This is a genomic window from Saccharothrix longispora (assembly GCF_031455225.1).
Taxonomy (GTDB): domain Bacteria; phylum Actinomycetota; class Actinomycetes; order Mycobacteriales; family Pseudonocardiaceae; genus Actinosynnema; species Actinosynnema longispora.
The window spans coordinates 4106972-4129840 of record NZ_JAVDSG010000001.1 but is presented as its reverse complement, the minus strand read 5'-3'; the positions used below and the strand labels follow the sequence as shown (position 1 = coordinate 4129840).

18 protein-coding genes are annotated in these 22869 nt (G+C 72.9%); 11 read left to right on the top strand and 7 right to left on the bottom strand.

The genetic code is table 11. The features are described 5' to 3' along the window. Window positions 1-590: 590 nt before the first annotated feature. The 6 genes from J2S66_RS16405 to J2S66_RS16380 all read right to left on the bottom strand — a co-directional run bounded on the left by J2S66_RS16405 (window position 591) and on the right by J2S66_RS16380 (window position 9878). Window positions 591-2147 carry a glycerol-3-phosphate dehydrogenase/oxidase gene (locus J2S66_RS16405; protein WP_310307952.1) on the bottom strand — a complete coding sequence of 519 codons (1557 nt, stop codon included), beginning with the start codon at window positions 2145-2147 and terminating at the stop codon, window positions 591-593. Continuing rightward, entirely contained in the window at window positions 2140-3645 is a 1506-nt protein-coding gene (gene glpK, locus J2S66_RS16400; RefSeq protein ID WP_310307951.1) for a glycerol kinase GlpK, read from the bottom strand. Before glpK ends, J2S66_RS16405 begins: the two co-directional genes overlap by 8 nt. Window positions 3646-3655: 10 nt before the next feature. Then, window positions 3656-4366, bottom strand: coding sequence for an MIP/aquaporin family protein (locus tag J2S66_RS16395; RefSeq protein WP_310307950.1), 711 nt, complete (start codon window positions 4364-4366; stop codon window positions 3656-3658). 109 nt (window positions 4367-4475) lie between these two features. Beyond that, on the bottom strand, window positions 4476-5237 hold the full coding sequence (locus tag J2S66_RS16390; protein ID WP_310307949.1) for an IclR family transcriptional regulator: 762 nt from the start codon (window positions 5235-5237) through the stop codon (window positions 4476-4478). Window positions 5238-5286: 49 nt separating this feature from the next. Beyond that, window positions 5287-8289, bottom strand: a complete 3003-nt coding sequence (locus tag J2S66_RS16385; protein ID WP_310307948.1) for an NACHT domain-containing protein — start codon at window positions 8287-8289, stop codon at window positions 5287-5289. Window positions 8290-8438: 149 nt separating this feature from the next. Beyond that, window positions 8439-9878, bottom strand: a complete 1440-nt coding sequence (locus tag J2S66_RS16380; RefSeq protein WP_310307947.1) for a bifunctional phosphatase PAP2/diacylglycerol kinase family protein — start codon at window positions 9876-9878, stop codon at window positions 8439-8441. Window positions 9879-9957: 79 nt separating this feature from the next. On the opposite strand from J2S66_RS16380, the gene pafA reads away from it, so the two are divergent. From pafA to J2S66_RS16340, 8 genes are all read left to right on the top strand, one after another. Beyond that, complete coding sequence (gene pafA / locus J2S66_RS16375; protein ID WP_306744942.1) at window positions 9958-11316, top strand: Pup--protein ligase; 1359 nt, start codon at window positions 9958-9960, stop codon at window positions 11314-11316. Between the two features lie 40 nt (window positions 11317-11356). Further along, complete coding sequence (locus J2S66_RS16370) at window positions 11357-12400, top strand: WD40/YVTN/BNR-like repeat-containing protein (protein WP_310307945.1); 1044 nt, start codon at window positions 11357-11359, stop codon at window positions 12398-12400. A 349-nt stretch (window positions 12401-12749) separates the two neighbouring features. Then, entirely contained in the window at window positions 12750-13739 is a 990-nt protein-coding gene (locus J2S66_RS16365; protein WP_310307944.1) for a helix-turn-helix transcriptional regulator, read from the top strand. After that, a complete protein-coding gene (locus J2S66_RS16360) occupies window positions 13736-14707 on the top strand; it encodes a helix-turn-helix transcriptional regulator (RefSeq protein WP_310307943.1) in 972 nt (323 codons plus the stop codon). The genes J2S66_RS16365 and J2S66_RS16360 overlap by 4 nt, the downstream gene beginning before the upstream one ends. An 18-nt stretch (window positions 14708-14725) precedes the next feature. After that, complete coding sequence (locus J2S66_RS16355) at window positions 14726-14992, top strand: bacteriophage holin (protein ID WP_306744939.1); 267 nt, start codon at window positions 14726-14728, stop codon at window positions 14990-14992. Further along, entirely contained in the window at window positions 14985-15326 is a 342-nt protein-coding gene (tatA, locus tag J2S66_RS16350; protein ID WP_310307941.1) for a Sec-independent protein translocase subunit TatA, read from the top strand. Before J2S66_RS16355 ends, tatA begins: the two co-directional genes overlap by 8 nt. A 39-nt stretch (window positions 15327-15365) precedes the next feature. After that, window positions 15366-16364: a twin-arginine translocase subunit TatC gene (gene tatC / locus J2S66_RS16345; protein WP_374726087.1), complete on the top strand. Its 999-nt coding sequence runs from the start codon at window positions 15366-15368 to the stop codon at window positions 16362-16364. 41 nt (window positions 16365-16405) lie between these two features. Further along, the gene (locus J2S66_RS16340; RefSeq protein ID WP_310307940.1) at window positions 16406-17302 is read left to right on the top strand and encodes a diacylglycerol/lipid kinase family protein; all 897 of its coding nucleotides are present in this window, start codon (window positions 16406-16408) and stop codon (window positions 17300-17302) included. Here the strand turns inward: J2S66_RS16340 and J2S66_RS16335 are convergent. Continuing rightward, window positions 17286-17768 (bottom strand): hypothetical protein, encoded by a 483-nt coding sequence (locus tag J2S66_RS16335; protein WP_310307938.1) that lies wholly within the window; start codon window positions 17766-17768, stop codon window positions 17286-17288. The two genes, J2S66_RS16340 and J2S66_RS16335, sit on opposite strands and share 17 nt — an antisense overlap. A 127-nt stretch (window positions 17769-17895) precedes the next feature. On the opposite strand from J2S66_RS16335, the gene J2S66_RS16330 reads away from it, so the two are divergent. From J2S66_RS16330 to J2S66_RS16320, 3 genes are all read left to right on the top strand, one after another. Next, on the top strand, window positions 17896-20658 hold the full coding sequence (locus J2S66_RS16330; protein WP_310307936.1) for a DEAD/DEAH box helicase: 2763 nt from the start codon (window positions 17896-17898) through the stop codon (window positions 20656-20658). Between the two features lie 100 nt (window positions 20659-20758). After that, entirely contained in the window at window positions 20759-21502 is a 744-nt protein-coding gene (locus tag J2S66_RS16325; protein WP_310307935.1) for a DUF4333 domain-containing protein, read from the top strand. Between the two features lie 112 nt (window positions 21503-21614). Next, entirely contained in the window at window positions 21615-22823 is a 1209-nt protein-coding gene (locus J2S66_RS16320) for a GNAT family N-acetyltransferase (protein ID WP_310307934.1), read from the top strand. Window positions 22824-22869: the final 46 nt, after the last annotated feature.

Here is a 22869-nt window from a genome sequence, read left to right as displayed (position 1 = left end):
ATCCTGGTTCCAACACCACTATGTCATATTTACACACTATCGGTGCAAGTTCACTGCCGATAATGCTGCAAACGTGTGGTTTTCGGTATCGTTCGACCGCTCGCGTCGAACAGGTCGTGCGAGTGGCCGTAGGTGATGGGTGCGGCGCTGTGGCTCGCCGGCGGGATGCCCACGAGGGGTGTCCATGACCGGAGGGAGAAAGGCACCGAACATGAGTGCCACGTCGCCGGATCGGGACGTTCCCAGATCCGACGCTCCTGCCGAGTGGGGTGAACCGACCTCACGGGCGAGGGTACGGGTGGAGAAGACGTGCTTCGAGGCCGAGGTGGTGGTTCCACCCGGCCACGCGGGACCGCTGCTCCAGGTGATCGTGCTCCTGGGGGTGTTGGTCGGGGCGGTTCTCGGTCCGGTGCTCACGCTGAGGGGGGTCCCTGTGGACTTCCCGGTGTGGGCGACGGTGAGCGTCATCCTCGGGCAGTGCGGCCTGTTGGGTTTGGTCGTACTGCGTGCATCCCGGGCGCGGGGGCACAGGGAGCGATGACGCTGAGGGACGAGGGCGCTCACCAGGGGAGGGCCCTCGTCCCGCGCCGTCAGGCGCTCAACGCCAGCAGTTCGCTGGTCCGCTCCCGCACCGACGGCGTGTCCAGCCCGCGCACGACGACCGTCGTCCGGCGCCGCAGCACGTCGTCCACCTCGGTCGCCCACTCGAAGCGCCCGGCGTGCGCCACCTGCGCCCAGATGTCCGGCCCGTCCGGGTGCACGCGGTCCAGCAACGACGGGTCGTCCAGGGCCAGGGCCAGCACTTCGTGGCTCACCGTGCCGTAGTGCGTCGCCAGGTGCGCCAGCACGTCGTCCGGCAGCGAGGGCAGCTCCCGACCGAGCTGGGCCGTCACACGATCGGGTAGAGCCGCACCCGGCAGGGCGGCGGGCACGCCGTCGGAGAACGCGCCGGTCAGGTCGCGGCCCAGGGACTCGCCGACGCGGGCCAGCACCTGGGCCCCGATGCGGCGGAACGTCGTCCACTTGCCGCCCGCCACGCTGATCATGCCGCCGCGGCCCGCGGTGATCACCGTTTCGCGCTTCGCGTGGCTGGTGTCGCCCGAACCGCCCTCGCCCGACGACAGGGGCAGGACGCGCAGGCCCGCGAACGTGTAGGCGATCCGCGAGCGGTCCAGGGCGTCCGCGGTGATGCCGGTCGACGCCTCGCCGAGGATCTGCGCGACGTCGGCCTCGGAGCACCGCACGTCGGCCGGGTCGCCCTCGTACGCCTCGTCCGTCGTCCCCAGGAGCAGTTGCCCCTCCCAGGGGATCGCGAACGACACCCGCACGTCGTCCACCGGGATCGTCATCGCGGCGCGCCACGGCGTGTCGGTCCGCAGCACGAGGTGCGCGCCCTTGGACAGCCGGACGCTCGGCGCGGCCGACGGGTCCTCCATCCGCCGCAGCGCGTCCAGCCACGGGCCGGTCGCGTTCACCACGACGGTCGCGTCCACGCCGAACGACGCCCCGTCCACCCGGTCGCGCAGTTCGACGCCGCTGATCCGCGACCCGGTCCTGCGCATGCCCACCACCTCGACGTGGTTGAGCAGCACGGCCCCGGCCTCCGCCGCCGCGCGCGCCGCCGTGATCGCCACGCGCGAGTCGTTCATCTGGTGGTCGTGGTACAGCGCCGCGCCGCGCAGGCCCTCGGTGCGCAGGTGCGGCACGTACTCGACGGCGCGCCGCGCCGACAGCACCTTGCCCAGCCCGTCGCCGAACCCGGACAGCGCCGAGTACAGCACCACGCCCGCGCCGAGCACGGGCCGCGAGTGCGGCCCGCCCCGGTAGACGGGCACCAGGAACGGCAGGGGTCGGACCAGGTGCGGCGCGAGGTGGTCGCCCAGCGCGCGCCGCTCGGCGTGGTTCTCCCGCACCATCGGCACCGCGCCCGGCCCCATCGCCAGGTACCGCAGGCCGCCGTGCACCAGCTTCGACGACGCGCTCGACGTCGCGCCCGCGAAGTCGCCCGCCTCCACCAGCGCCACCCGCAGGCCCGACCTGGCCGCGGCCCACGTCGTGGCGATGCCGAGGGCGCCGCCGCCGATCACCACCAGGTCGAAGGCGCCGTGGCCCAGGGCTTCGCGGGCGCGCGCCCGTTGCTCACTCATCGTTGTCGTCCTCGTCAATCCAGCCGACGGTCCGCTCGACCGCCTTCTTCCACTTGCGGTAGCCCTTGTCGCGCGTCCGCGCGTCCATCGTCGGCAGCCACTCGGCCGCCTTGTGCCACTTCTCGCGCAGGGTGTCGGTGTCCGACCAGTAGCCCACCGCGAGCCCCGCCGCGTAGGCGGCGCCCAGGCACGTCGTCTCGGCGACGATCGGCCGCACCACCGGCACGTCCAGCACGTCCGACAGGAAACCCATGAGCAGGTTGTTCGCGGTCATGCCGCCGTCGACCTTCAGCGTGGTCAGCTCCACGCCCGAGTCGGCGTTCATCGCGTCCACGACCTCGCGCGTCTGCCACGCGGTCGCCTCCAGCACGGCCCGCGCGATGTGCCCCTTGCCGGTGTAGGCGGTCAGGCCCGCGATGACGCCGCGCGCGTCGGACCGCCAGTGCGGCGCGAACAGGCCGGAGAACGCGGGCACGAAGTACGCGCCGCCGTTGTCCTCCACCGACCGGGCGAGCGTCTCGATCTCGGGGGCGCTCCCGATCAGACCCATCTTGTCGCGGAACCACTGCACCAGCGCGCCGGTCACCGCGATCGCGCCCTCCAGCGCGTACGACGCGGGCTGGTCGCCGATCTTGTAGCCGACGGTGGTGAGCAGGCCGTTGTCCGACCGCACGGGCTTGTCGCCGGTGTTGACCAGCAGGAAGCTGCCGGTGCCGTAGGTGCACTTGCCCTCGCCGGGCGAGTAGCAGGTCTGGCCGAACAGCGCCGCCTGCTGGTCGCCCAGCGCGGACGCCACGGGCACGCCCTCCAGGGTGCCGGTCGCGGTGCCGTAGACCTCGGCGGAGGAGCGGATCTCCGGCAGCATCGCGCGCGGCACGCCGATCGCCTCGACCAGCTCGTCGTCCCAGTCGAGGGTCTCCAGGTCCATCAGCATGGTGCGGCTCGCGTTGGTCACGTCGGTGACGTGGCGGCCGGTGAGCTTCCAGATGAGCCAGGTGTCCATGGTGCCGAACAGCACCTCGCCGCGTTCGCCGCGCTCGCGCAGACCGTCGACGTGGTCGAGCAGCCAGCGCACCTTGGGGCCGGCGAAGTAGGTGGCCAGCGGCAGGCCGCACTTCTCGCGGAACCGGTCCTGGTCGCCCAGCTCCTTGACCAGCTGGTCGGTGCGGGTGTCCTGCCAGACGATGGCGTTGTGCACCGGCTTGCCGGTCTTCCGGTCCCACACCAGCGTCGTCTCGCGCTGGTTGGTGATGCCGACGGCGGCGAGGTCGTGCTTGCTCAGCGACGCCTTCTGGAGGGCGCCGTGCACGACGTCCAGCACGTTGGCCCAGATCTCCTCGGCGTCGTGCTCGACCCAGCCTGGCCGCGGGAAGATCTGCCGGTGCTCCTTCTGCGCGACGGACACGATCGCGCCGCCGTGGTCGAAGACGATGCACCGCGAGGAGGTCGTGCCCTGGTCGATCGCTGCCACGTACGGCCGGGTGGAGTTGGTGGTCACGGGGTTCTCCTCAGTAGACGGCGATGTCGACCAGACCGGCCAATGCTCCACCGAGCAGCGGACCGGCGACGGGGATCCAGGCGTAGCCCCAGTCCGATCCACCCTTCCCGGGGATCGGCAGGACGGCGTGCGCGATGCGGGGGCCGAGGTCCCGCGCGGGGTTGATGGCGTAGCCGGTGGGACCGCCCAGCGACATGCCGATGCCGACGACCAGCAGCGCGACGATGAGCGCGCCGGTGCCGGAGGTCTCCAGGCCCTTGGTCTGGCCGGTCGCGAGGATGACGAACACCAGCACGAACGTGGCGATGACCTCGGTGGTGAGGTTCTGCACGGGGTTGCGGACCTCGGGGCCGGTGGCGAACACGCCGAGCACGTCGCCGTTGCCCTCGCGGAACTGGCCGTAGTAGGCGAGCCAGCACAGCACCGCGCCGGTGAACGCGCCCAGCAGTTGCGCGGCGAGGTAGACGGGGGCGGTGGACCAGTCGCCGTTGTGGATGGCGAGGCCGACCGTGACGGCGGGGTTGAGGTGCGCGCCGGACAGCGGGGCCACGGCGTAGGCCCCGGCGAGGACGGCGAAGCCCCAGCCGAACGTGATCACCGCCCAGCCCGCGCCGTTCGACTTGGACTTCGCCAGCACGACGCCCGCCACCACGCCGTTGCCGAGCAGCAGCAGCAGGGCCGTGCCCAGGAACTCCCCGATGAAGATCGACTGGTTGGTCATCCGCGCACCCTCTCCGGCTCCGATGCCGTTCTGAATGCCGTTCGACAATGTCGTACGGTTCGAGCGCATCCTGGGTCCGGCCTCACGAGATGTCAACCCTCCTGGGCTGTTACCAGGGGATGGCGCCGAGTTCGCGCGAGATGGACCGCGCGGCCTCGCGGACGTAGGACACCAGCTCGGTGCGCGGCCGCTTGTCGCCGTCGCACAGCCGCTCGACCGGCCCCGAGATCCCCACCGCGCCGACCGTCACCGCCCGCCGGTCCCGGATCGGCGCCGCGAGCGACACCTCGCCCTCGACCAGCTCCTCGACGTCCGCCGCCCAGCCGCGCTCCCGGACCTGCTCCAACGCCTCGCCGAGCACGTCCGGGTCGGTGATCGTGCAGGTGGTGTACCCCTTCAGCGGCTCGTCGTCGGACCGGCCGACCGGGTCGTCGGCGAGCAGCACCTTGCCCAGCGCGCACGCGTGGGCCGGCAGCAGCGCGCCGACCTCCATCACCTGCCGGGAGTTGTCCGGGCGGAACACGTGGTGCACGACCAGCACCTGGTTCTCGTGCAGCGTGCCGATGCGCACCGACTCCATGCTGCGCGCGGCCAGCGAGTCCGACCAGTTCAGCGCCCGGGTGCGCAGCTCGTTGCCGTCGAGGTAGCTGCTGCCGATGTGGAACAGCGCCGGGCCGAGCTGGTACTTGCCCGTGTCCGGCGACTGCTCGACGAACCCGACCAGCTGCAACGTCCGCAGGATGCCGTGCACGGTGGGTTTGGGCAGCTCCAGGGCCCGGGCGAGTTCGGCGACCCCCATCCGGCGCGCGCCGCTGGCCAGCAGCCGCAACACCGCGGCTGCCCGTTCGATGGACTGGATCGGTCCGGGCACGAACCAACCTTACTCTCAAACCGTTCGACCATGTCGAACCCCACGGTGGTCAGCCGGCGTGTTCGAGCGGATCGGACGTCGTGTGCTGGCTGTTGCGGATCGCCTGGCTGAGCAGGTCGCGCTCCCGTTCCGCCCGGGCGAGCTTCGGCAGGGAGCCGGGGTGCTCGGCGTCGAACGCGGTCGCCCAATCCCGGAAGCGCGGGACCTCGAAGGAGGGGGCGAGCCGCCACAAACCTTCGCGGATGCGCGTGGTGCTGTCCTCCGGCAGCGTCCGGTTGAGGAACTCCAACAGCCGTTCCAGGTCGCTCAGCAGCGGCAACGCGGCCCGGAGCTGACCGGGTTCGGCCGCGCGCACGGTGCGCAGGAAGCGGGTGGCCGACCGTCGGCCCCTGCGGAACGCCGCGTCCAGCACCGGCAGCAGCGAAGCCACGTCCGCGTCCCTGCCCGTCCTGTCGCGCAGTGCCGCCCAGTCGACGGACTTGACCCGGAGGTCCGACGAGAACAGCGCCGCGAACCCGACCAGGGCCCCGAGCCAGGTGTAGTTGTCGACCTCCTCCTCCACGTCGGCGGACAGGGGCAGGTCGACCGCGGCGACGACGACGAGCACGACGACCAGCACGAGGATCGCGGTCCACCGCCCCGACCTGCCGGTCCGGAGTTCCAGGCGCGCACGCGCGAGCAGGCGCTGGACGACCCGCGCCTCCCGGAGCAGCGCCACCACGCGCGCCTGCGGCACGACCTGGTTCGCCCGCTCGACGTCGTCCAGGGCGATCAGGACCAGCATCGCCGCGGGCCAGGTCAGGAACCACAGCTGGAGGAGGTGGACGGCCACCCCGGGACCCTCGACCCGCGCGGTGCTGCCGATCAGGCCGAGCACGGTGGCGAGCACGGTGAGCGAGCCCACCCAGAGCACGGTCCAGGCGAAGGCCGACTCGATCGAGATCGACACCCTCATCGGGAGCACGGGGGCGGCCCAGGTGTGGAGCATGCGCATCGCGCCGACGAGCACGAAGAGCGCGGCGATGGCGTTGGAGCCCTCCTCCTGCACCTGGACGGCGATGCCGAGCAGGATCAGGCCGAACGCGGACCACAGGCCGACCCGGCCGATCCCCGCCGCCATCCGGTGCAGCTCCTGGGCGTGGGAGCCCACCCGACCGGTGGGGCGGTCGAGCACCGTCCACAGGCCGTCGAGCGTGATGCGCAGGGCGACCCGCACGCGGCTGCGGCGGTTCATCCGGGCGAGGACCTCCACGCCCTCGCCGAGCTGCGCGACCACGGCGGGGCGTTGTTCCCGCCACACCGGGTCCAGGAAGATCCTGTTCGCCACGACGGCCTGCGCGTCCCCGGTGCCGAGGGTGAGCAGGCGGATCGCCGACCTCCTGGCCGACTCGCCGCCGGCGAAGATCGCCTGGCGCAGGAGCAGGTCCACCTTCTCCTGGAGCGCGGGCGGCACCACGTCCCGCCCGCCCGCCACCCCGCGGTGCAGCACGGACAGGGCGTGCAGTTCGAGCGGCGCCCAGCGGAACTCGCCGGGCACCAGATCCGCTTCGGCGCCGGGGGCCCAGTTCCGACCCGAGCGGGCGAACTCGACCTCCAGGACCTCCGCCAAGCGGGCGACGAGCGCCTCCCGCCGCTCGTCGCCACAGGTGCGCAGGGCGCTGACGAGCACCGCGCGCCACTCCTCGCCGTCGAGCACGCCCGGCAGGTCCGGCTCGATGCGGTGCAGCAGGAGGTGCCGGGCGGCCAGGTGGGCCTGGACGGACGAGCTGCGGAACCGGAACCGCTGCCCCTCGTGCCGCGCGAGGTTGGCCAGGGAAAGGGCCGCCGTGTCCGAGGTCGTGAAGACCCGATCCGGCTCCTCCAGCAGCTGGTAACCGACCCGTCGGGCGTTGGCGAACACCGTGTCGAGGTCGGCGCCGAGCGAGTTGCCGCGGTTGAGCTGGCCGGTGATCAGGGCTTCCACCATCTCGTGCCGCGACTCGCCGCGGTAGGGCGTCGATGCCAGGTGGCCCGCCAGCTGCCCCAGGAGCGCGACGTCGTCGCGCACGTCCGCCCAGTCCTCGTCCAGGTCGAGCGCCTTCGTGAAACCGCGCTGGGTCGAGAGCGGGACGCCCCGCTTCTGCAACAGCGCCCGCCTCCGGGATCGCGTCGGGGCGGCGGTCCTCACCACGCGGTCGGAGGACCGCGGCGTCGTGCGCACGGCGATCAGCGCCCGGTCGCCGGGGCGGGCTTCGAGGAACTGGCGCACGGCGGTGAAGTACTCGTCGGCCCGGGCCGGCGGCAGTTCGTCACCGATGTCGAACGCGAGGCGCCACCGGTACCGGCCCCCCGAATCGTTGAGGTAGCGCCCCACCCGCTCGGCGACCACGGGGTCGTCGAACCCCAGCACGGCCGTGATGTGCTTCCGGATGGTGCCGACGGTGACGGGTCCCTCGATATCGCCGACGAGGCGCGTGTCCACGTACACCGGGATGGTCCGCGGGCAGCGGCTGCGGCGGGACCTGCGGCACTCGTCCAGCACCAACTTCCGGAGGGCGGTCGTCTTGCCCGTCCCCGCCTTGCCGACGAGGAACGCGGGGTCGCCGACCTCCGCCGCGCCGAACGCGAGCGGCCGGGGGCGGTCCTCCGGGGCGGTCGCCTTGCGCACCCCGAGCTCGACGTGGTGCCTGCGGTCGAACCGGTCGTCGGACTCGGCCTGGGCGATCCGCCGCTCGACCGCGGAGATCAGCTCGCGGACCTCGTACCGGTCCGGGCTGGGGGCGAGGGCGGCGAGCAGGGTGCCCGCGACCGCGAGCGCGAGCCCCCCGGACAGGACCAGCGAGGGCGGTGACGCCCCCGGGGGGAGCAGGGAGAACCCGCCATCGCGCAACTCCCACGCCGCGGGCGCCGCCGCCAAGGCGCCGAGCAGGGCCGTCGCCCACCCGATCAGGGGGCGGAACGCGCTGCGGTCCGCTCGTCGCTGCCGAGCGGCCTCCACCGCGAAGGTGACGATCGCGAAGAACCCGGACACCGCCGAGACCACCTGACCGAGGGAGTCCCAGGACGCGTTCACGAGAGGACTCCGGGTCGGGGACGTGCCATCTGCCGCTCCTCCGGTCGACTCGTCACCACGGCTTGTCAACGCTCGGCCCGCCGGTTTTACGCCACATGGTCGCTGTGCGCATTTCTGCGGGCACCCCCGGCCCGGTGGCGTTCCGGGCCTCAGTCCTGGGTGCGGTAGATGCCCAGCGCGGCCGGTCGGGAGCGGAACTCGAAGGTCGAGCCGGTCGGACCGACCTCGCCGTCCGTCGCGATGGCCACCGAGCCGCGCAGCACCTCCACGTCGAGCCAGCGCGTCTCCTGGTGCCGGTACGTGCGGCTGCGGTGCAGCGACCCGAGGAGGGCGCCGGCGAAGAAGCGGGTGCGCGACCAGCGGCGGTCGGCGCGGATGTAGCGCACGTCCATCAGGCCGGCGTCCAGCGCGGGGCGCATCGTCGGTGCGAAGCCCTTCGGTCGGTACGGGCCGTTGCCGACGAACAGCATCCAGATCAGGTGCCGCTCGCCGTTGATCTCCACCGGCAGGGGCTGTGACGTGCGCAGCACCCGGAACATGGCGATCGCGGCGGCCGGCCACTTGCCCCACCGGTCCTGGAGCTGCTCGCGCAGCCGCACCATGTCGGGGTAGCCGCCGAGGCTCGCCGTGTTGACGAACCAGCGCGGTCCCTCGCCGTCGACGGTCACGGCGGCCAGGTCCACCAGCACGCCCGAGCCGTCCGCGACCGCCCGCGCCGTGTCGTCCAGCCCCGCCACGCCGACGTCGCGCGCGAAGTGGTTCAGCGTCCCCGCCGGGATCAGCACGAGCGGCAGCCGGTTGACCGCGGCCAGCGAGGCGACGGCGGCCACCGAGCCGTCACCGCCCGCGACGCCCAGGGCGCGCGGCGCGTGGTCGGCGAGCACCGTGTCCAGGTCCTCGATGCCGACCAGGGTCGCCTTCGGCCACTCCGCCGCGATGGCGTCGGTCGGATCGGCCCCGCCCAGCCCGGCGCCCGCGCCCGGGTTGACCACCACGACCAGCCCTTCGCCGTCGACCAGCGGCTCCAAGGCGGCGTGGTCGCGGGCCGTGGCCGCGTCCGTCCGGTGCCGGGGCCACCAGCGCTGGGTGAGCAGGGCCGCGCCCGCGCCGATCGCGGCGCCCGCGGCCACGTCCGAGGGCCAGTGCACGCCCGTGTGCACCCGCGAGTACGCCACCGCCGCGGCGAGCGGCGCGACCGCCGCCGCGAGCCCCGGCGACTCCATCGCCACGGCCGTGGTGAACGCCGCGGCGGACGCCGCGTGACCGGACGGGAACGACGACGACGTGGGCCGCCGGGCCAGCCGCCGGTCCTCGCGCACCAGCTCCGCGGCGGGCCTGCGGCGCGGGAACAGGCGCTTGGCCACGAGGCTCGCGCTGAAGCTCGCCCCGGCGATCGACACCACCCCGCGCAGCGCCGCGCGCCTGGTCACGCCCTTGCGGGCGGCCAGCGCGGCGGCCAGCACGAGCCACAGCGCACTGTGGTTCGCGGCCCGCGACAGGAGTTTGAGACCACCGTCCGCGGGCGCGGCGCGCAGTGCGCCGGAACGTCGCATCAGTGCCTGGTCCAGGCTGTTCACACGTCGGAGCACACGAGAACGTTATCGGCGAAACGACGCGACGCCCGATTGGATCACTGAGGAAAGCGTCGAATGCGCCTACTGTTGAGGGATGCAGCGGCGGATCTTCGGCATTGAGACTGAGTTCGGGGTGACCTGCACCTTCCACGGGCAGCGCAGGCTGTCCCCGGATGAGGTCGCGCGTTATCTGTTCCGCCGGGTCGTCTCGTGGGGACGCTCGTCGAACGTCTTCCTGCGCAACGGCTCTCGGCTCTACCTCGACGTCGGGTCGCACCCCGAGTACGCGACCGCGGAGTGCGACGACCTCGCGCAGCTCGTCACGCACGACAAGGCCGGCGAGCGCATCCTCGAAGACCTGCTCGTCGACGCCGAGCGCAGGCTCGCCGACGAGGGCATCGGCGGGGACATCTTCCTGTTCAAGAACAACACGGACTCCGCGGGCAACTCCTACGGTTGCCACGAGAACTACCTGGTCGCGCGGGCGGGGGAGTTCTCCCGCATCGCCGACGTCCTGCTGCCGTTCCTGGTGACCAGGCAGCTCATCTGCGGCGCGGGCAAGGTGCTCCAGACGCCGCGCGGAGCGGTCTACTGCCTGTCGCAGCGGGCCGAGCACATCTGGGAGGGCGTGTCCAGCGCCACCACCCGATCGCGTCCCATCATCAACACCCGCGACGAGCCCCACGCCGACGCCGAGCGCTACCGCAGGCTCCACGTCATCGTCGGCGACTCGAACATGTCCGAGGTGACGACCCTGCTCAAGGTGGGCAGCGCGAACCTCGTGCTGGAGATGATCGAGCAGGGCGTGCAGTTCCGCGACTTCAGCCTGGACAACCCCATCCGGGCGATCCGCGAGATCAGCCACGACCTGACCGGCCGCCGGACCGTGCGCCTGGCGGGCGGCAAGGAGGCCTCCGCGCTGGACATCCAGCGCGAGTACTACGAGCGCGCCGTGGAGCACGTGGCCAAGCGCGCGCCCGACCCGATGGCCGAGCGCGTCCTGGAGCTGTGGGGCCGCACGCTCGACGCGATCGAGGCCGAGGACCTGTCCAAGATCGACCGGGAGATCGACTGGGCCATCAAGTACCGGCTCATGCAGCGCTACCAGGCCAAGCACGACATGGACCTGTCCAACCCGCGCATCGCCCAGCTCGACCTCGCCTATCACGACATCCGGCGCGGCCGGGGCATCTTCGACCTGCTCCAGCGCAAGGGCCAGGTCGACCGGGTGACCGACGACGGCGAGATCGAGGCCGCCAAGGACACCCCGCCGCAGACGACGCGGGCCAAGCTGCGCGGCGACTTCATCGCCGCCGCGCAGGCCGCGGGCCGCGACTTCACCGTCGACTGGGTGCACCTCAAGCTCAACGACCAGGCGCAGCGCACCGTGCTGTGCAAGGACCCGTTCCGCGCCGTGGACGAGCGCGTGGAGCGGCTGATCTCGTCCCTCTAGCGGTGTCGCCGGGGAAGGCTCTTCACGAGGCTCACACCTCATGAAGAGCCTTCTCCTCGTCGTGGCCGCGGTGGTGTCCCTGCTGGTGGTCCCCGCCGGCGCGGTGGCGTCCGGTCACGACGGCCACGACGCCACCTGGCGGCTCACGCCCACCGGTGTCGACGCCCGCCTGCGCGGCCTGTCCGCGGTGAGCCCGCGCGTCGCCTGGGCGAGCGGCAGCCGGGGCACCGTCCTGCGCACCACCGACGGCGGCGTGACCTGGGCGTCCGTCGCCCCGCCGGACAGCTCCGCGCTGGACTTCCGCGACATCGAGGCGTTCGACGCGCGCACCGCCGTGGTGCTGTCCATCGGCCCCGGGGACAGCTCGCGGATCTACCGGACCTCCGATGGCGGGCGCACCTGGTCCCGGGCGTTCACCAACCCCGACCCGGCCGCGTTCTACGACTGCGTGGCGTTCTTCGACCGCTTCCGCGGCCTGGCCATGAGCGACCCGGTGGACGGTCGGTTCCGGGTGCTCTCGACCCGGGACGGGGGCCGGTCCTGGCTGCCCGTGCCCCCGGAGGACCTGCCGCCCGCGCTGCCCGGCGAGTTCGGCTTCGCGGCCAGTGGGCAGTGCCTCACCACGGCGGGGCCGCGGGACGCGTGGATCGCCACCGGCGGCGGCGCGACCGCCCGCGTGCTGCACTCCGGCGACGGCGGCCGGCACTGGTCGGTGAGCGACACGCCGCTGCTCAGCTCGGGTTCGGCGGGCGTGTTCGCGGTGGCGTTCCGCTCGCCCCGCCAGGGTCTGGCGATCGGCGGCGACTACCTGGCGCCCGGCGGGGCGGTGGCGAACCTGGCGCTCACCTCCGACGGCGGCCGGACGTGGCGCACGCCGGGGTCCTCGCCGGTCGGCTACCGGTCGGGCGCGGCGTGGCACGGGTCGTCGGTGGTCGCCGTGGGGCCGACCGGCAGCGACCTCAGCCGGGACGGCGGGCGCACCTGGGTGGGGTTCGACGGGGGCAGCTTCGACACCGTGGACTGCGCGGGCGTGTGCTGGGCGGCCGGCGAGAAGGGGCGCGTCGGTGTCCTGACCTGGCGCTGAGCGACGGTGAAGGTCGGCTCCGACTCGCCCGGGATGCGCGGTGAGGTGCTGGTCCACGCCTCGCGCGAGGCCGTCGGCCGGTCCGGCCGACTCGGCGGAGTACGCCCGCCCGTTCGGCGCGACCCGGCTGACGTTCGCGCGGAGCGGCTTCGACCCGGCGGCCCGCCCCGCGGCGCGTGGGCCGGCCGGCTGTCCGGCGCCGCCGAGCCGCGCCGGTCCCCGTCCGCCGGCCCGCGTTGGAAGGCATCGGCGCAGGCCGGGGGCCGGAACCCGGGTGAACGGACCGTTCACCCGATCCCGACCAGGGGATGGGCGTCACCGGGCGCCCGGACGGGGTTAGGGTTCTGAGGTGGCCATCGCACGTGCCGAACGGCTCGTCAACCTGGTGCTGTGCCTGCTCTCGACCCGCCAGTACCTGACCGCCGAGCGCATCCGCGCCATCGTCCCGGGTTATTCCGACGCCCCGACGGACGAGGCGTTCTTCCGCATGTTCGAACGCGACAAGACCGAACTGCGAGACCTCGGCGTGCCGCTGGAGACCGGGCGCAGCGCGGGCTTCGACGCGATCGACGGGTACCGCATCGCCCGTCGCGACTACGAGCTCGGCGACATCGACCTGGAACCGGACGAGGCCGCCGCCGTGGCGCTGGCCGCCCGGCTGTGGGACTCGCCGCAGTTCACCGGCGCCGCCCACGGCGCCCTGATCAAGCTCCGCGCGGCCGGCGTCGACGTCGACCAGGACGTGCACGTGCCGGTCGAGCCGAAGGTGCGCACCAGCGAACCCGCGTTCCCGCCGCTGCTCGCCGCGGTGCAGGAGGGGCGCGTCGTGGAGTTCGACTACCGCCGCCCGGCGCCCGTCGAGATCCGCACCCGCGTGGTCGAGCCGTGGGGCGTGGTCGCCTGGCGCGGGCGCTGGTACCTCGTCGGCCACGACCGCGACCGGGGCGCGCCCCGCTGCTTCCGGCTGTCGCGGATCGTCGGCGACGTCCGCTCGGTCGGCAAGCCCGGCACCGTGCAGCGGCCGGACGACGTCGACCTGCTGTCGTTCGTCGCCCGCAACAACCGACCCGCGTCCGACCAGCCCGTCGCCACCGCCACGCTGTGGGCCGCGCGGGACCGGGCGCAGGGCCTGCGCCGCCGCGCCCGCGTCGTCGGCAGCCGGGAGTTCGACGGCGAGGCCGGCGACCTGCTGGAGGTCAACCTGCGCTTCCCCGACTCGGCCGCCACCTGGATCGCCGGGTTCGGCTCCGACGTGGTCGTGCTCGAACCCGAGGTGCTGGCCAAGACGGTCCGCGAGAAGCTCGTCGGCGCGCTGCGCGGTGCGGGGGTGCGCGCGTGAGCGGCGCCACCGACCGGCTGCCCCGGCTGCTGGCCCTCGTGCCGTACCTGCTGGCCCGGCCCGGCATCCCGATCGACGAGGTCGCCGAGGACTTCGAGGTCACGCCCAAGCAGATCCGCAAGGACCTCGAACTGCTGTGGATGTGCGGCCTGCCCGGTTACGGGCCCGGTGACCTGATCGACCTGTCCTTCGAGGGCGAGACGGTCACCGTCACCTTCGACGCGGGCATGAGCCGGCCGCTGCGGCTGACCGCCGCCGAGGCCACGTCGCTGCTGGTCGCGCTGCGCGCGCTGGCCGAGACACCGGGCGTGGCGGACCAGGCGGCCGTGCAGCGGGCCGTGGCCAAGATCGAGGCGGCGGTCGGCCAGGCGCGGCCCGCGGGCGTGGCCGTCGGCCTGGCCGTGCGCGAGGGGCCGCAGACGGCGCGCGTGCGCGACGCGGTGTCCGACGGCGTGCGGCGCAGGCGCGCCCTGCGGATGCGCTACTACACGCCGTCGCGGGACGAGATCACCGACCGCGTGGTCGACCCGATGCGCCTGCTGCTGGTCGAGGGCCGCAGCTACCTGGAGGCGTGGTGCCGCGCCGCCGACGGCGTGCGGCTGTTCCGGCTCGACCGGATCGACGCCGTGGACGTGCTCGACGAGCCCGCGAGCCCGCCGCCGCACGCCACGCCCACGGACACCTCGGAGGGGTTGTTCCAGCCCGACCCGTCCCAGCAGACGGCCGTGCTCGTGCTCGAACCGGACGCCCGGTGGGTCGCCGAGTACTACCCGACCGACGGCCTGGTCGAACTGCCGGACGGCCGGGCGCGCGTGCTCATGAGGTACGCCGACACCGCCTGGATGGTGCGGCTGCTGCTCGGCATGGGGGGCGAGGTCCACGTCGAGCAGCCGCCCGACCTGGTGGCCGAGGTCGCCCGGCAGGCGGGGGCGGCGTTGCGCCGGGCGGATCACCTCCCGGCAACCTAGGCCAGATACGGTGGTGCCGTGCCGTACTTGCCGACCCTGCTCCTGGTCGCGTTCGGGGTGATCGTCCTCGTCGTGGTCGGATTCCGAGTCATCGGATCGTTGCGCCGCTTCCGCGCGGCAAGCACTCTGGTGGGAGACAGGGTCGGCGACGGCGCCGGACTGCTGCGAGCGCGTCTGGCCGCGCTCGGGGTGGCCGTTGCCGAACGGCGTCCGGAACGGGCCCGGCAGGGCGAGCCCCGCGTACCATCGGTGGACCGGGGGAGACAGGAGGATCACCGTGGGTAACCTCGGAGCTACTGAGCTGATCATCATCGCCGTGGTGATCATCTTGCTGTTCGGGGCGAAGAAGCTGCCCGACATGGCGCGCTCGCTCGGCCGCTCGGCCAAGATCCTGAAGGCCGAGACCAAGGGCCTGCGGGACGACGACGACCAGTCGAAGCAGGACGTGCCGCCGCCCGTCGCCCCGGTCCAGCAGCAGCTGCCGCCGGCCCAGCCGGTCGTCCAGCAGCCCGTGCAGCCGCAGGTCGTCCAGCCGCAGCCGCAGGTGGTCCAGCCTCCGGTGCAGCAGCCGCAGGTGGCGCCGCCCATCGAGCAGACCTCGCAGAACAAGCAGAACTAGCCACGAGCGACACCGACTAGCCGAAGGACGGTCCGCACGGTGGGGGCAAGTCCGGTCCGGTGGTGGACCCAGCGCCGGGAACGCCGCAAGCTGCACAGCCGTCGGGGCAACCCCGACGGCACCATGTCGTTGAAGGACCACCTCTACGACCTCCGGCACCGGCTGGGCCTGGGGCTGCTGTTCATCGCGATCGGCGCGATCTTCGGCTTCTTCTGGTGGGGCTGGCACCTCTTCGGCTGGCACAGCCTCGGCGAGATCGTCACCGCACCGTACTGCGCCATCCCGGCGGCGGACCGGTTCAGCCAGGACGGCAAGTGCCAACTGCTCCAGACCAAGCCGTTCGAGGCCTTCATGATCCAGCTGAAGGTCGGCGCGGCGGCGGGCATGGCACTCACCGCGCCCCTGTGGCTGTACCAGGTCTGGCGCTTCATCGCCCCGGGCCTGTACGCCAAGGAGCGGCGCTTCGCCCTCACGTTCGTCGGCGTCGCCTCGGTGCTGTTCGCGGCCGGCGCGGCACTGGCGTTCTACGTGGTCCCGCAGGGCCTGTCCGTGCTGGTCGGGTTCGGCGACAACCAGTTCCTCACGGCGCTGTCCGGCGGCGAGTACATCGACTTCGTGCTGACGCTGCTGCTGATCTTCGGCGTGAGCTTCGAGCTGCCGCTGGTCGTGATCATGCTCAACCAGGTCGGCATCCTGACCTACGAGAAGCTGAGCAAGTGGCGGCGCGGGATCGTGTTCGCCCTGTTCATCTTCGCCGCCGTCGCGACACCGGGCACGGACCCGATCTCGATGGTCGCGCTGGCCATCGCGCTGGCGATCCTGTTCGAACTGGCCATCCAGGTCGCCCGCGTCCACGACAAGCGGGCCGCGCGCAAGCGCAAGGCCGAGGGCCTGGACGACCTGTCGGACGACGAGGCGGCGCCGTTCGACTACGCGCCGTCCTCCGTCGAGGACCCCGCACCGGTGACCGCGACCACCGCCACCGCCACCACCCCGGTCAAGGAGCCCGACCGGGTCCGGTACGACGACGCCACCTGACGGGTGCGCCGGCCGATCACGACTCCGTACGCTTGCCGACCATGACGACGTCGACGCGGGCGGCCCTGCTGGTGTGCCCGGCCTCGGGCAAGGGCCGGGCCGCGCGCGTGGCGGGCACCGTCGCGGCCCGGCTGCGCACCGCCGTCGACCACCTCGACCTGCACGTGGCGTCCTCCGCCGAGGGCACGGCCGCGGCGGCGCGGCGGGCCGTGGCCGACGGGGTGGACGTGCTCGTCGTGCTCGGCGGTGACGGCGGCGCGCACCTGGCCGTGCAGGCGTGCGCCGGGACGTCGACGGCGCTGGCCGTGGTGCCCGCGGGCACCGGCAACGACCTGGCCACCGCGCTCGACACCACGTCCGCGGACGACGTGGTGGACGCGCTGCGCGCCGGTTCCCGCAGGTCGCTGGACCTGGGGCGGGTGCGTGGCGGGCCGTGGTTCGCGACCGTGCTGTGCGCGGGTTTCGACTCGGCGGTCAACGAGCGGGCGAACGCGATGCGCTGGCCCGCCGGTCCACGCCGCTACGACCTGGCGATCCTGGCCGAGCTGGCGGCGCTGCGTGCCGAGCACCTGGTCGTGGAGACCGAGGACGGGGTCGTGGAGCTGGACGCCCTGCTGGTCGCGGTCGGCAACACCACCAGCTACGGCGGCGGCATCCCGGTGTGCCCGGGCGCCTCGACGAGCGACGGCCTGTTCGACCTGACCGTGGTGGGCGCGGCACCGCGGCGCACCCTGCTGCGGATGCTGCCCACGCTGCGCACCGGGCGGCACGTCGACCACCCGGAGGTGCGCACGTTCCGGGCCCGGTCGGTGCGGCTGAGCGGGCCGTCGTGGGTCGCGTACGCCGACGGCGAACGCCTCCGCGAGGTACCGCTGGACGTCGAGTGCGTGCCGGGGGCGTTGACCGCCGTGTGCGGGCCCCTCAGCGGTGCCGGCTGAGCACGTCCCGCTCCCGCCACGCCCCCGGCGGCACGGCCGTGCCGCGCTCCAGCAGCCACCCGGCGACGGACCGCACCCCCTCGGCCGCCTCCACCGGGGTGGCGCACTCCACCTCCAGCGTCTCGATCTCGTGCCGGCCGCAGTCGCGCACCGAGTCGCAGCGCACCGACACCTCGCCCGTGACCTGCCACGGAGGGGGCGCGCGCAGCACCCGGTCGTGCGGGTCGCGCGGCACCAGCAGGTGGACCTCGAAGGTCAGCTCGTCGGTGCGCGCCACGCCCGACAGGCCCGCGTAGGGGGCACCGGGCAGGTGGTCGAACGCCAGCGGGGCCGGTCTGCCCAGGTGGGCGCCCAGCCGTTCCACCAGCGTCGCCGCGCCGGTGAGCACGTCCAGGACCGGGCCGACGTCCGCCAGGTGGGGGAACACCCACCGGAGGTCGCCGTCCGCCAGAGGAATCACCGCCACGCGTCCGAGTGTGCCGCATGATCGGGGCCAGCGGTCCCTATCACTTCAGTGTTGCTCAAAAGCAACGCTCGTCGGCGCGGGGTGCATCCAGAGCGATTTTGTCGGTCCGATGTGACAGCCTGGAGGGGTGTCAAGCGCTCCGCGGTCCCCGGCCGACTCCTACGCGGACTTCCGCCGTCGCAGTTCCCGGCCCAAGCTGACCGACTTCCTCTCGGTGATCTCCTTCGAGCTCGACCCGTTCCAGGAGCGCGCCTGCGAGGCGCTGGAGGACGGCCACGGCGTGCTGGTGTGCGCCCCCACCGGTGCCGGCAAGACCGTCGTCGGCGAGTTCGCCGTGCACCTGGCCCTCGCCGAGGGCCGCAAGTGCTTCTACACCACGCCCATCAAGGCGCTGTCGAACCAGAAGTACGCCGACCTGGTCGCCCGCTACGGGCCGGGCAAGGTCGGCCTGCTCACCGGCGACACCTCGGTCAACGGCGACGCGCCGGTCGTGGTCATGACCACCGAGGTGCTGCGCAACATGCTGTACGCGGGCTCGTCGACGCTGAACAGCCTCGCCTACGTGGTGATGGACGAGATCCACTACCTGGCCGACCGGTTCCGCGGCCCGGTGTGGGAGGAGGTCATCCTCCACCTGCCGGAGTCGGTGCGCCTGGTGGGCCTGTCCGCGACGGTCAGCAACGCCGAGGAGTTCGGCGAGTGGCTGGTCGAGGTGCGCGGCGACACGACCGTGGTGGTGGACGAGCACCGGCCGGTGCCGCTGTGGCAGCACATGCTGGCGGGCGGCCGGATGCTGGACCTGTTCGCGGGGGAGGACCCGGAGGGGCACAACCGGATCAACCCGCAGCTGCTGCGGCACACCGACGAACTCCAGCGCTACCACGTGCCGTGGAGCCGGGGGCGGGCGAACAAGGACCGGGGCGGCCGGCCTCGGTCGACGGGGTTCAAGCCGGTGTCGCGGGTGGACGTCGTGCAGCGGTTGGACGGGGCGGGGCTGCTGCCGGCGATCGACTTCGTGTTCAGCCGGGCGGGCTGCGACGCGGCGGTGCAGCAGTGCGTGCGGGCGGGCCTGCGGTTGAACTCGGTCGACGAGGTCGAGGAGATCCGCGAGGTCATCGACTCGAAGACGCGGGACCTGCCGCAGGGCGACCTGATGGTGCTGGGTTACTGGGAGTGGCGGGAGGCGCTGGAGCGGGGCATCGCGAGCCACCACGCGGGGTTGCTGCCGGCGTTCAAGGAGACCGTGGAGGAGCTGTTCGTCCGCGGTCTGGTGAAGGTGGTGTTCGCGACCGAGACGCTGGCGCTGGGCATCAACATGCCGGCGCGGACCGTGGTGCTGGAGAAGCTGGTCAAGTACAACGGCGAGGCGCACGTCGACCTGACGCCGGGTGAGTACACGCAGCTCACGGGGCGTGCCGGGCGGCGGGGCATCGACGTGGAGGGCCACGCGGTCGTGGTGTGGCAGCCGGGGGTGGACCCGAAGGCGGTGGCGGGTCTGGCGTCGACGCGCACGTACCCGCTGCGCTCGTCGTTCCGGCCGGGCTACAACATGGCGGTCAACCTGGTGCACCAGTTGGGCGCGGCGGCGGCGCGGGACCTGCTGGAGCAGTCGTTCGCGCAGTTCCAGGCGGACCGGTCGGTGGTGGGGTCGGCGCGGCGCATCGAGCGCAACCGGGAGGCGCTGGGCGGGTACGCCGAGGCGATGACGTGCCACCTGGGCGACTTCGCGGAGTACGCGTCGCTGCGGCGGCGGGTGGCGGAGCGGGAGAAGGCGCTGGCGCGGCAGAACTCGTCGGCGAACCGGGCGGAGGCGGCGTCGTCGCTGGAGCGGTTGCGCAAGGGCGACGTGATCGCGGTGCCGTCGGGACGCCGGTCGGGTCTGGCGGTGGTGATCGACCCGGGGCTGGAGCCGCTGGGCGAGGCACGGCCGTTCGTGGTGACGGAGGACCGCTGGGCGGGTCGGCTGTCGTCGGCGGACTTCCCGGTGCCGGTGGAGGTGCTGGGGCGGTTGAAGCTGCCCAAGCAGGTGGACACGCGGTCGCCGCGGTCGCGTCGTGACCTGGCGTCGTCGTTGCGGAGCACGGGGATCGTGGCGCCGGCGATGCGCAAGCGGCGGTCGAACGCGGACGACGACGCGGAGTTGGCGACGTTGCGGAGGGCGTTGCGGGCGCACCCGTGCCACGGGTGCGAGAAGCGCGAGGAGCACGCCCGGTGGGGCGAGCGGTACCACCGGCTGCTGGCGGAGACGGAGCAGTTGGAGCGGAAGGTCGCGGCGACGACGCACTCGTTGGCGCGGGAGTTCGACCGCATCCGGGCGTTGTTGCGCGAGCGGGGCTACCTGCACGCGGAGGAGAGCGGGCCGGGTGAGGAGGTCACCGAGCACGGGATGCGGTTGACGCGCCTCTACAGCGAGTCGGACCTGCTGGCGGCGGAGTGCCTGCGGCACGGGGTGTGGCGTGGGCTGGAGCCGGCGGAGCTGGCGGCGGTGGTGTCGGCGCTGGTGTACGAGGCGCGTCGGGACGGTCCGATGGAGATGCGGTTGCCGCCGGGGAAGGTGTCGGACGCGATGATGGCGACGGCGCGGTTGTGGGCGGAGCTGGAGGACGACGAGCGGCGTCACCGGTTGGACCGGACGCGTCAGCCTGATCCGGGGTTCGCGTGGCCGGTGTACCGGTGGGCGCGGGGCGAGTCGTTGGAGAAGGTGCTGTCGTCGGCCGAGGAGAACGGCAACGAGCTGGGCGCGGGCGATTTCGTGCGCTGGTGCCGGCAGGTGATCGACTTCCTGGACCAGATCCGCGACGTGGTCGGCGGGGGTGACCCGGTGGGTGCCGCGGCCCGGAAGGCGGTGGACGCGCTGCGTCGCGGGGTGGTGGCGATGGCCACCGTTTGACAAAGCTTTGCGGGGTGCGTGGGTCTCGCCTGCGCTCCTGTGGTTTGATCGCGCCCGCAAGACTTGAACACTTTTCCAGACCGACCGTCGGAGGCCGAGCATGACCAGTCCGTACGGACCGTCCGGAGGGAACGACCCGCAGCAGTGGGGCCAGCAGCAGCCCTTCGGTGGTGGGTACCCCGGCACGCCGTCGGGTGGTTTCCCCGCTCAGCAGCCCAATCCCTACGGGCAGCCGGACCCGTCGCAGCAGCAACAGCAGCAGCAGTGGGGGCAGCAGCCCCAGCAGCAGCCGTACCCGCAGCAGCAGCAGTACCCGGGCGGGTACGACCCGAACCCGCAGTCGAACCCCTACGGCCAGCCGCAGCAGGGGCAGCAGCCGCAGTACGGGCAGCAGCCGGGTCAGTACGGCCAGCCGGACGCGTACGGCCAGGCCGGCCAGTACGGGCAGCAGCCCGGCTACGGGCAGCAGCCGGGTCAGCCGGGGTACGGGCAGCCGGGTCAGTACGGCCAGCAGCCGCCGAAGAAGTCGGGCGCGGTGCTGTGGGTCGTGGTGGCGCTGGTCGTGCTGGTGGTGGCGGCCGTGGGCATCACCGGTTTCGTCACGCCGGGTTTCTTCAAGAAGAAGGTCTTCGACAACGCGTCCGTGGAGTCGGGTGTGGTGCGCATCCTCAAGGAGGACTACAAGATCTCCGACGCGGAGAGCGCGACCTGCCCGGCCGACCGCGAGGTCAAGCCGAACACGACCTTCGAGTGCACCGTGAAGGTCGACGGCAAGGACAAGACGGTCAAGATCACGGTGAAGACCGAGGACGGCGAGTACGAGGTGGGCCAGCCCGCGGGCTGATCCGGGACTCCTCGACCTGACGCTCTGTGGCCACCTCCTCGCCGGGGGTGGCCACAGTCGTGCGCGGGGAAAGTCGTTAGCGTCGCTTGCGATCCAGGGGGATCATGCGGGGGTGACTGACCACGACATCCGCGTCCTCGGTGACGCCGAGTACCGGGCCGCGCACACGTTGTTCCGGGGCACGCTGCACTACCCGCCGGCGCCGGACGACCAGTGGAAGTACGCGCAGGAGACGTACGACGCGGGTCGGGTGCTCGGGGCGTTCGCGGACGGCGGGATGATCGGGACGGTGCAGTCGTTCCCGTCGGCGATGGCCGTGCCGGGGGGCGCGGTGGTGCGGCACGCGGCGGTGTCGCGGGTGGGCGTGCGGGCGGACTGGACGCGGCGCGGGGTGCTCAGCGCCCTCCAGCGGGCGCAGCTGTCGTCGATGCGGGCGGCGGGTGACGTGGTGGCGAGCCTGCGGGCGTCGGAGACGGCGATCTACGGGCGGTTCGGGTACGGGGTGGCGTCGCGGTACAAGCACCTGAGGATCGACCGCCGTCGTGCCGCGCCGGGCTCGCGCGTCGCGGGGCGGGTGCGGCTGGTCGGTGGCGAGGAGGGCGAGCGGATCGCGCGGGGGCTGTTCGACGAGCTGTCGCCGGTGCGCGCGGGGACGATCTCCCGGTGGTCGGCGTGGTGGGGGATCAGCGTGCGGCGGGTCCTGGACGAGGAGAACCTGAAGGTCGCGGTGCGGTCGGCGGGTGGCGTCGACGACGGTTATGTGATCTACAAGGTCACGCCGGGCGTGCACGACGCGTCGGACGAGAAGCCTTCGACGCTGACCGTGATGGACCTGTGGGCGCGGTCGGCGGAGGCGTGGGCCGACCTGTGGCTGTTCGTGCTGGGCGTGGACCTGGTGGACCGGGTGGAGGCGCCCGGGCGTCCGGTCGACGAGCCGGTGGAGTGGCTGCTGGGCGACCGGCGGGCGTGCCGGCTGGCCGACCTGGAGGACGAGAGCTGGTTGCGCCTGCTGGACGTGCCGGCCGCGCTGGCGGCGCGCGCGTACCGCTCGGCGCCGTCGGTGGTGGTCGCGGTGCGCGACGCGTACCTGCCGGAGAACGCGGGCTCGTACCGGATCTCGGCGGAGGGTGCGGTGCGGACGGGGGAGGCCGCGGACCTGGTCCTGGACGTCGACGCGCTGGCCTCGGTCTACCTGGGCGACGTGTCGTTCGGGACGTTGGCGGGCGCGCGCCGCCTGGAGGTGGCGACCTCCGGTGCGGCGGCGCGCGCGGACGCGTTGTTCGCGGTGGACGAGGTGCCGTGGAGCGGCACGTTCTTCTGAGCCGGTCCTGTGGGGCCGATCCGCCGGGGCCGGTCCCGGGGCCGAC

Bases quoted from the DNA above. Each gene is read 5' to 3' on its own strand.
- J2S66_RS16405 (WP_310307952.1), bottom strand. From the start codon at position 2,147: ATGAGTGAGCAACGGGCGCGCGCCCGCGAAGCCCTGGGCCACGGCGCC.
- J2S66_RS16395 (WP_310307950.1), bottom strand. From the start codon at position 4,366: ATGACCAACCAGTCGATCTTCATCGGGGAGTTCCTGGGCACGGCCCTG.
- pafA (WP_306744942.1), top strand. From the start codon at position 9,958: ATGCAGCGGCGGATCTTCGGCATTGAGACTGAGTTCGGGGTGACCTGC.
- J2S66_RS16370 (WP_310307945.1), top strand. From the start codon at position 11,357: ATGAAGAGCCTTCTCCTCGTCGTGGCCGCGGTGGTGTCCCTGCTGGTG.
- J2S66_RS16340 (WP_310307940.1), top strand. From the start codon at position 16,406: ATGACGACGTCGACGCGGGCGGCCCTGCTGGTGTGCCCGGCCTCGGGC.
- J2S66_RS16325 (WP_310307935.1), top strand. From the start codon at position 20,759: ATGACCAGTCCGTACGGACCGTCCGGAGGGAACGACCCGCAGCAGTGG.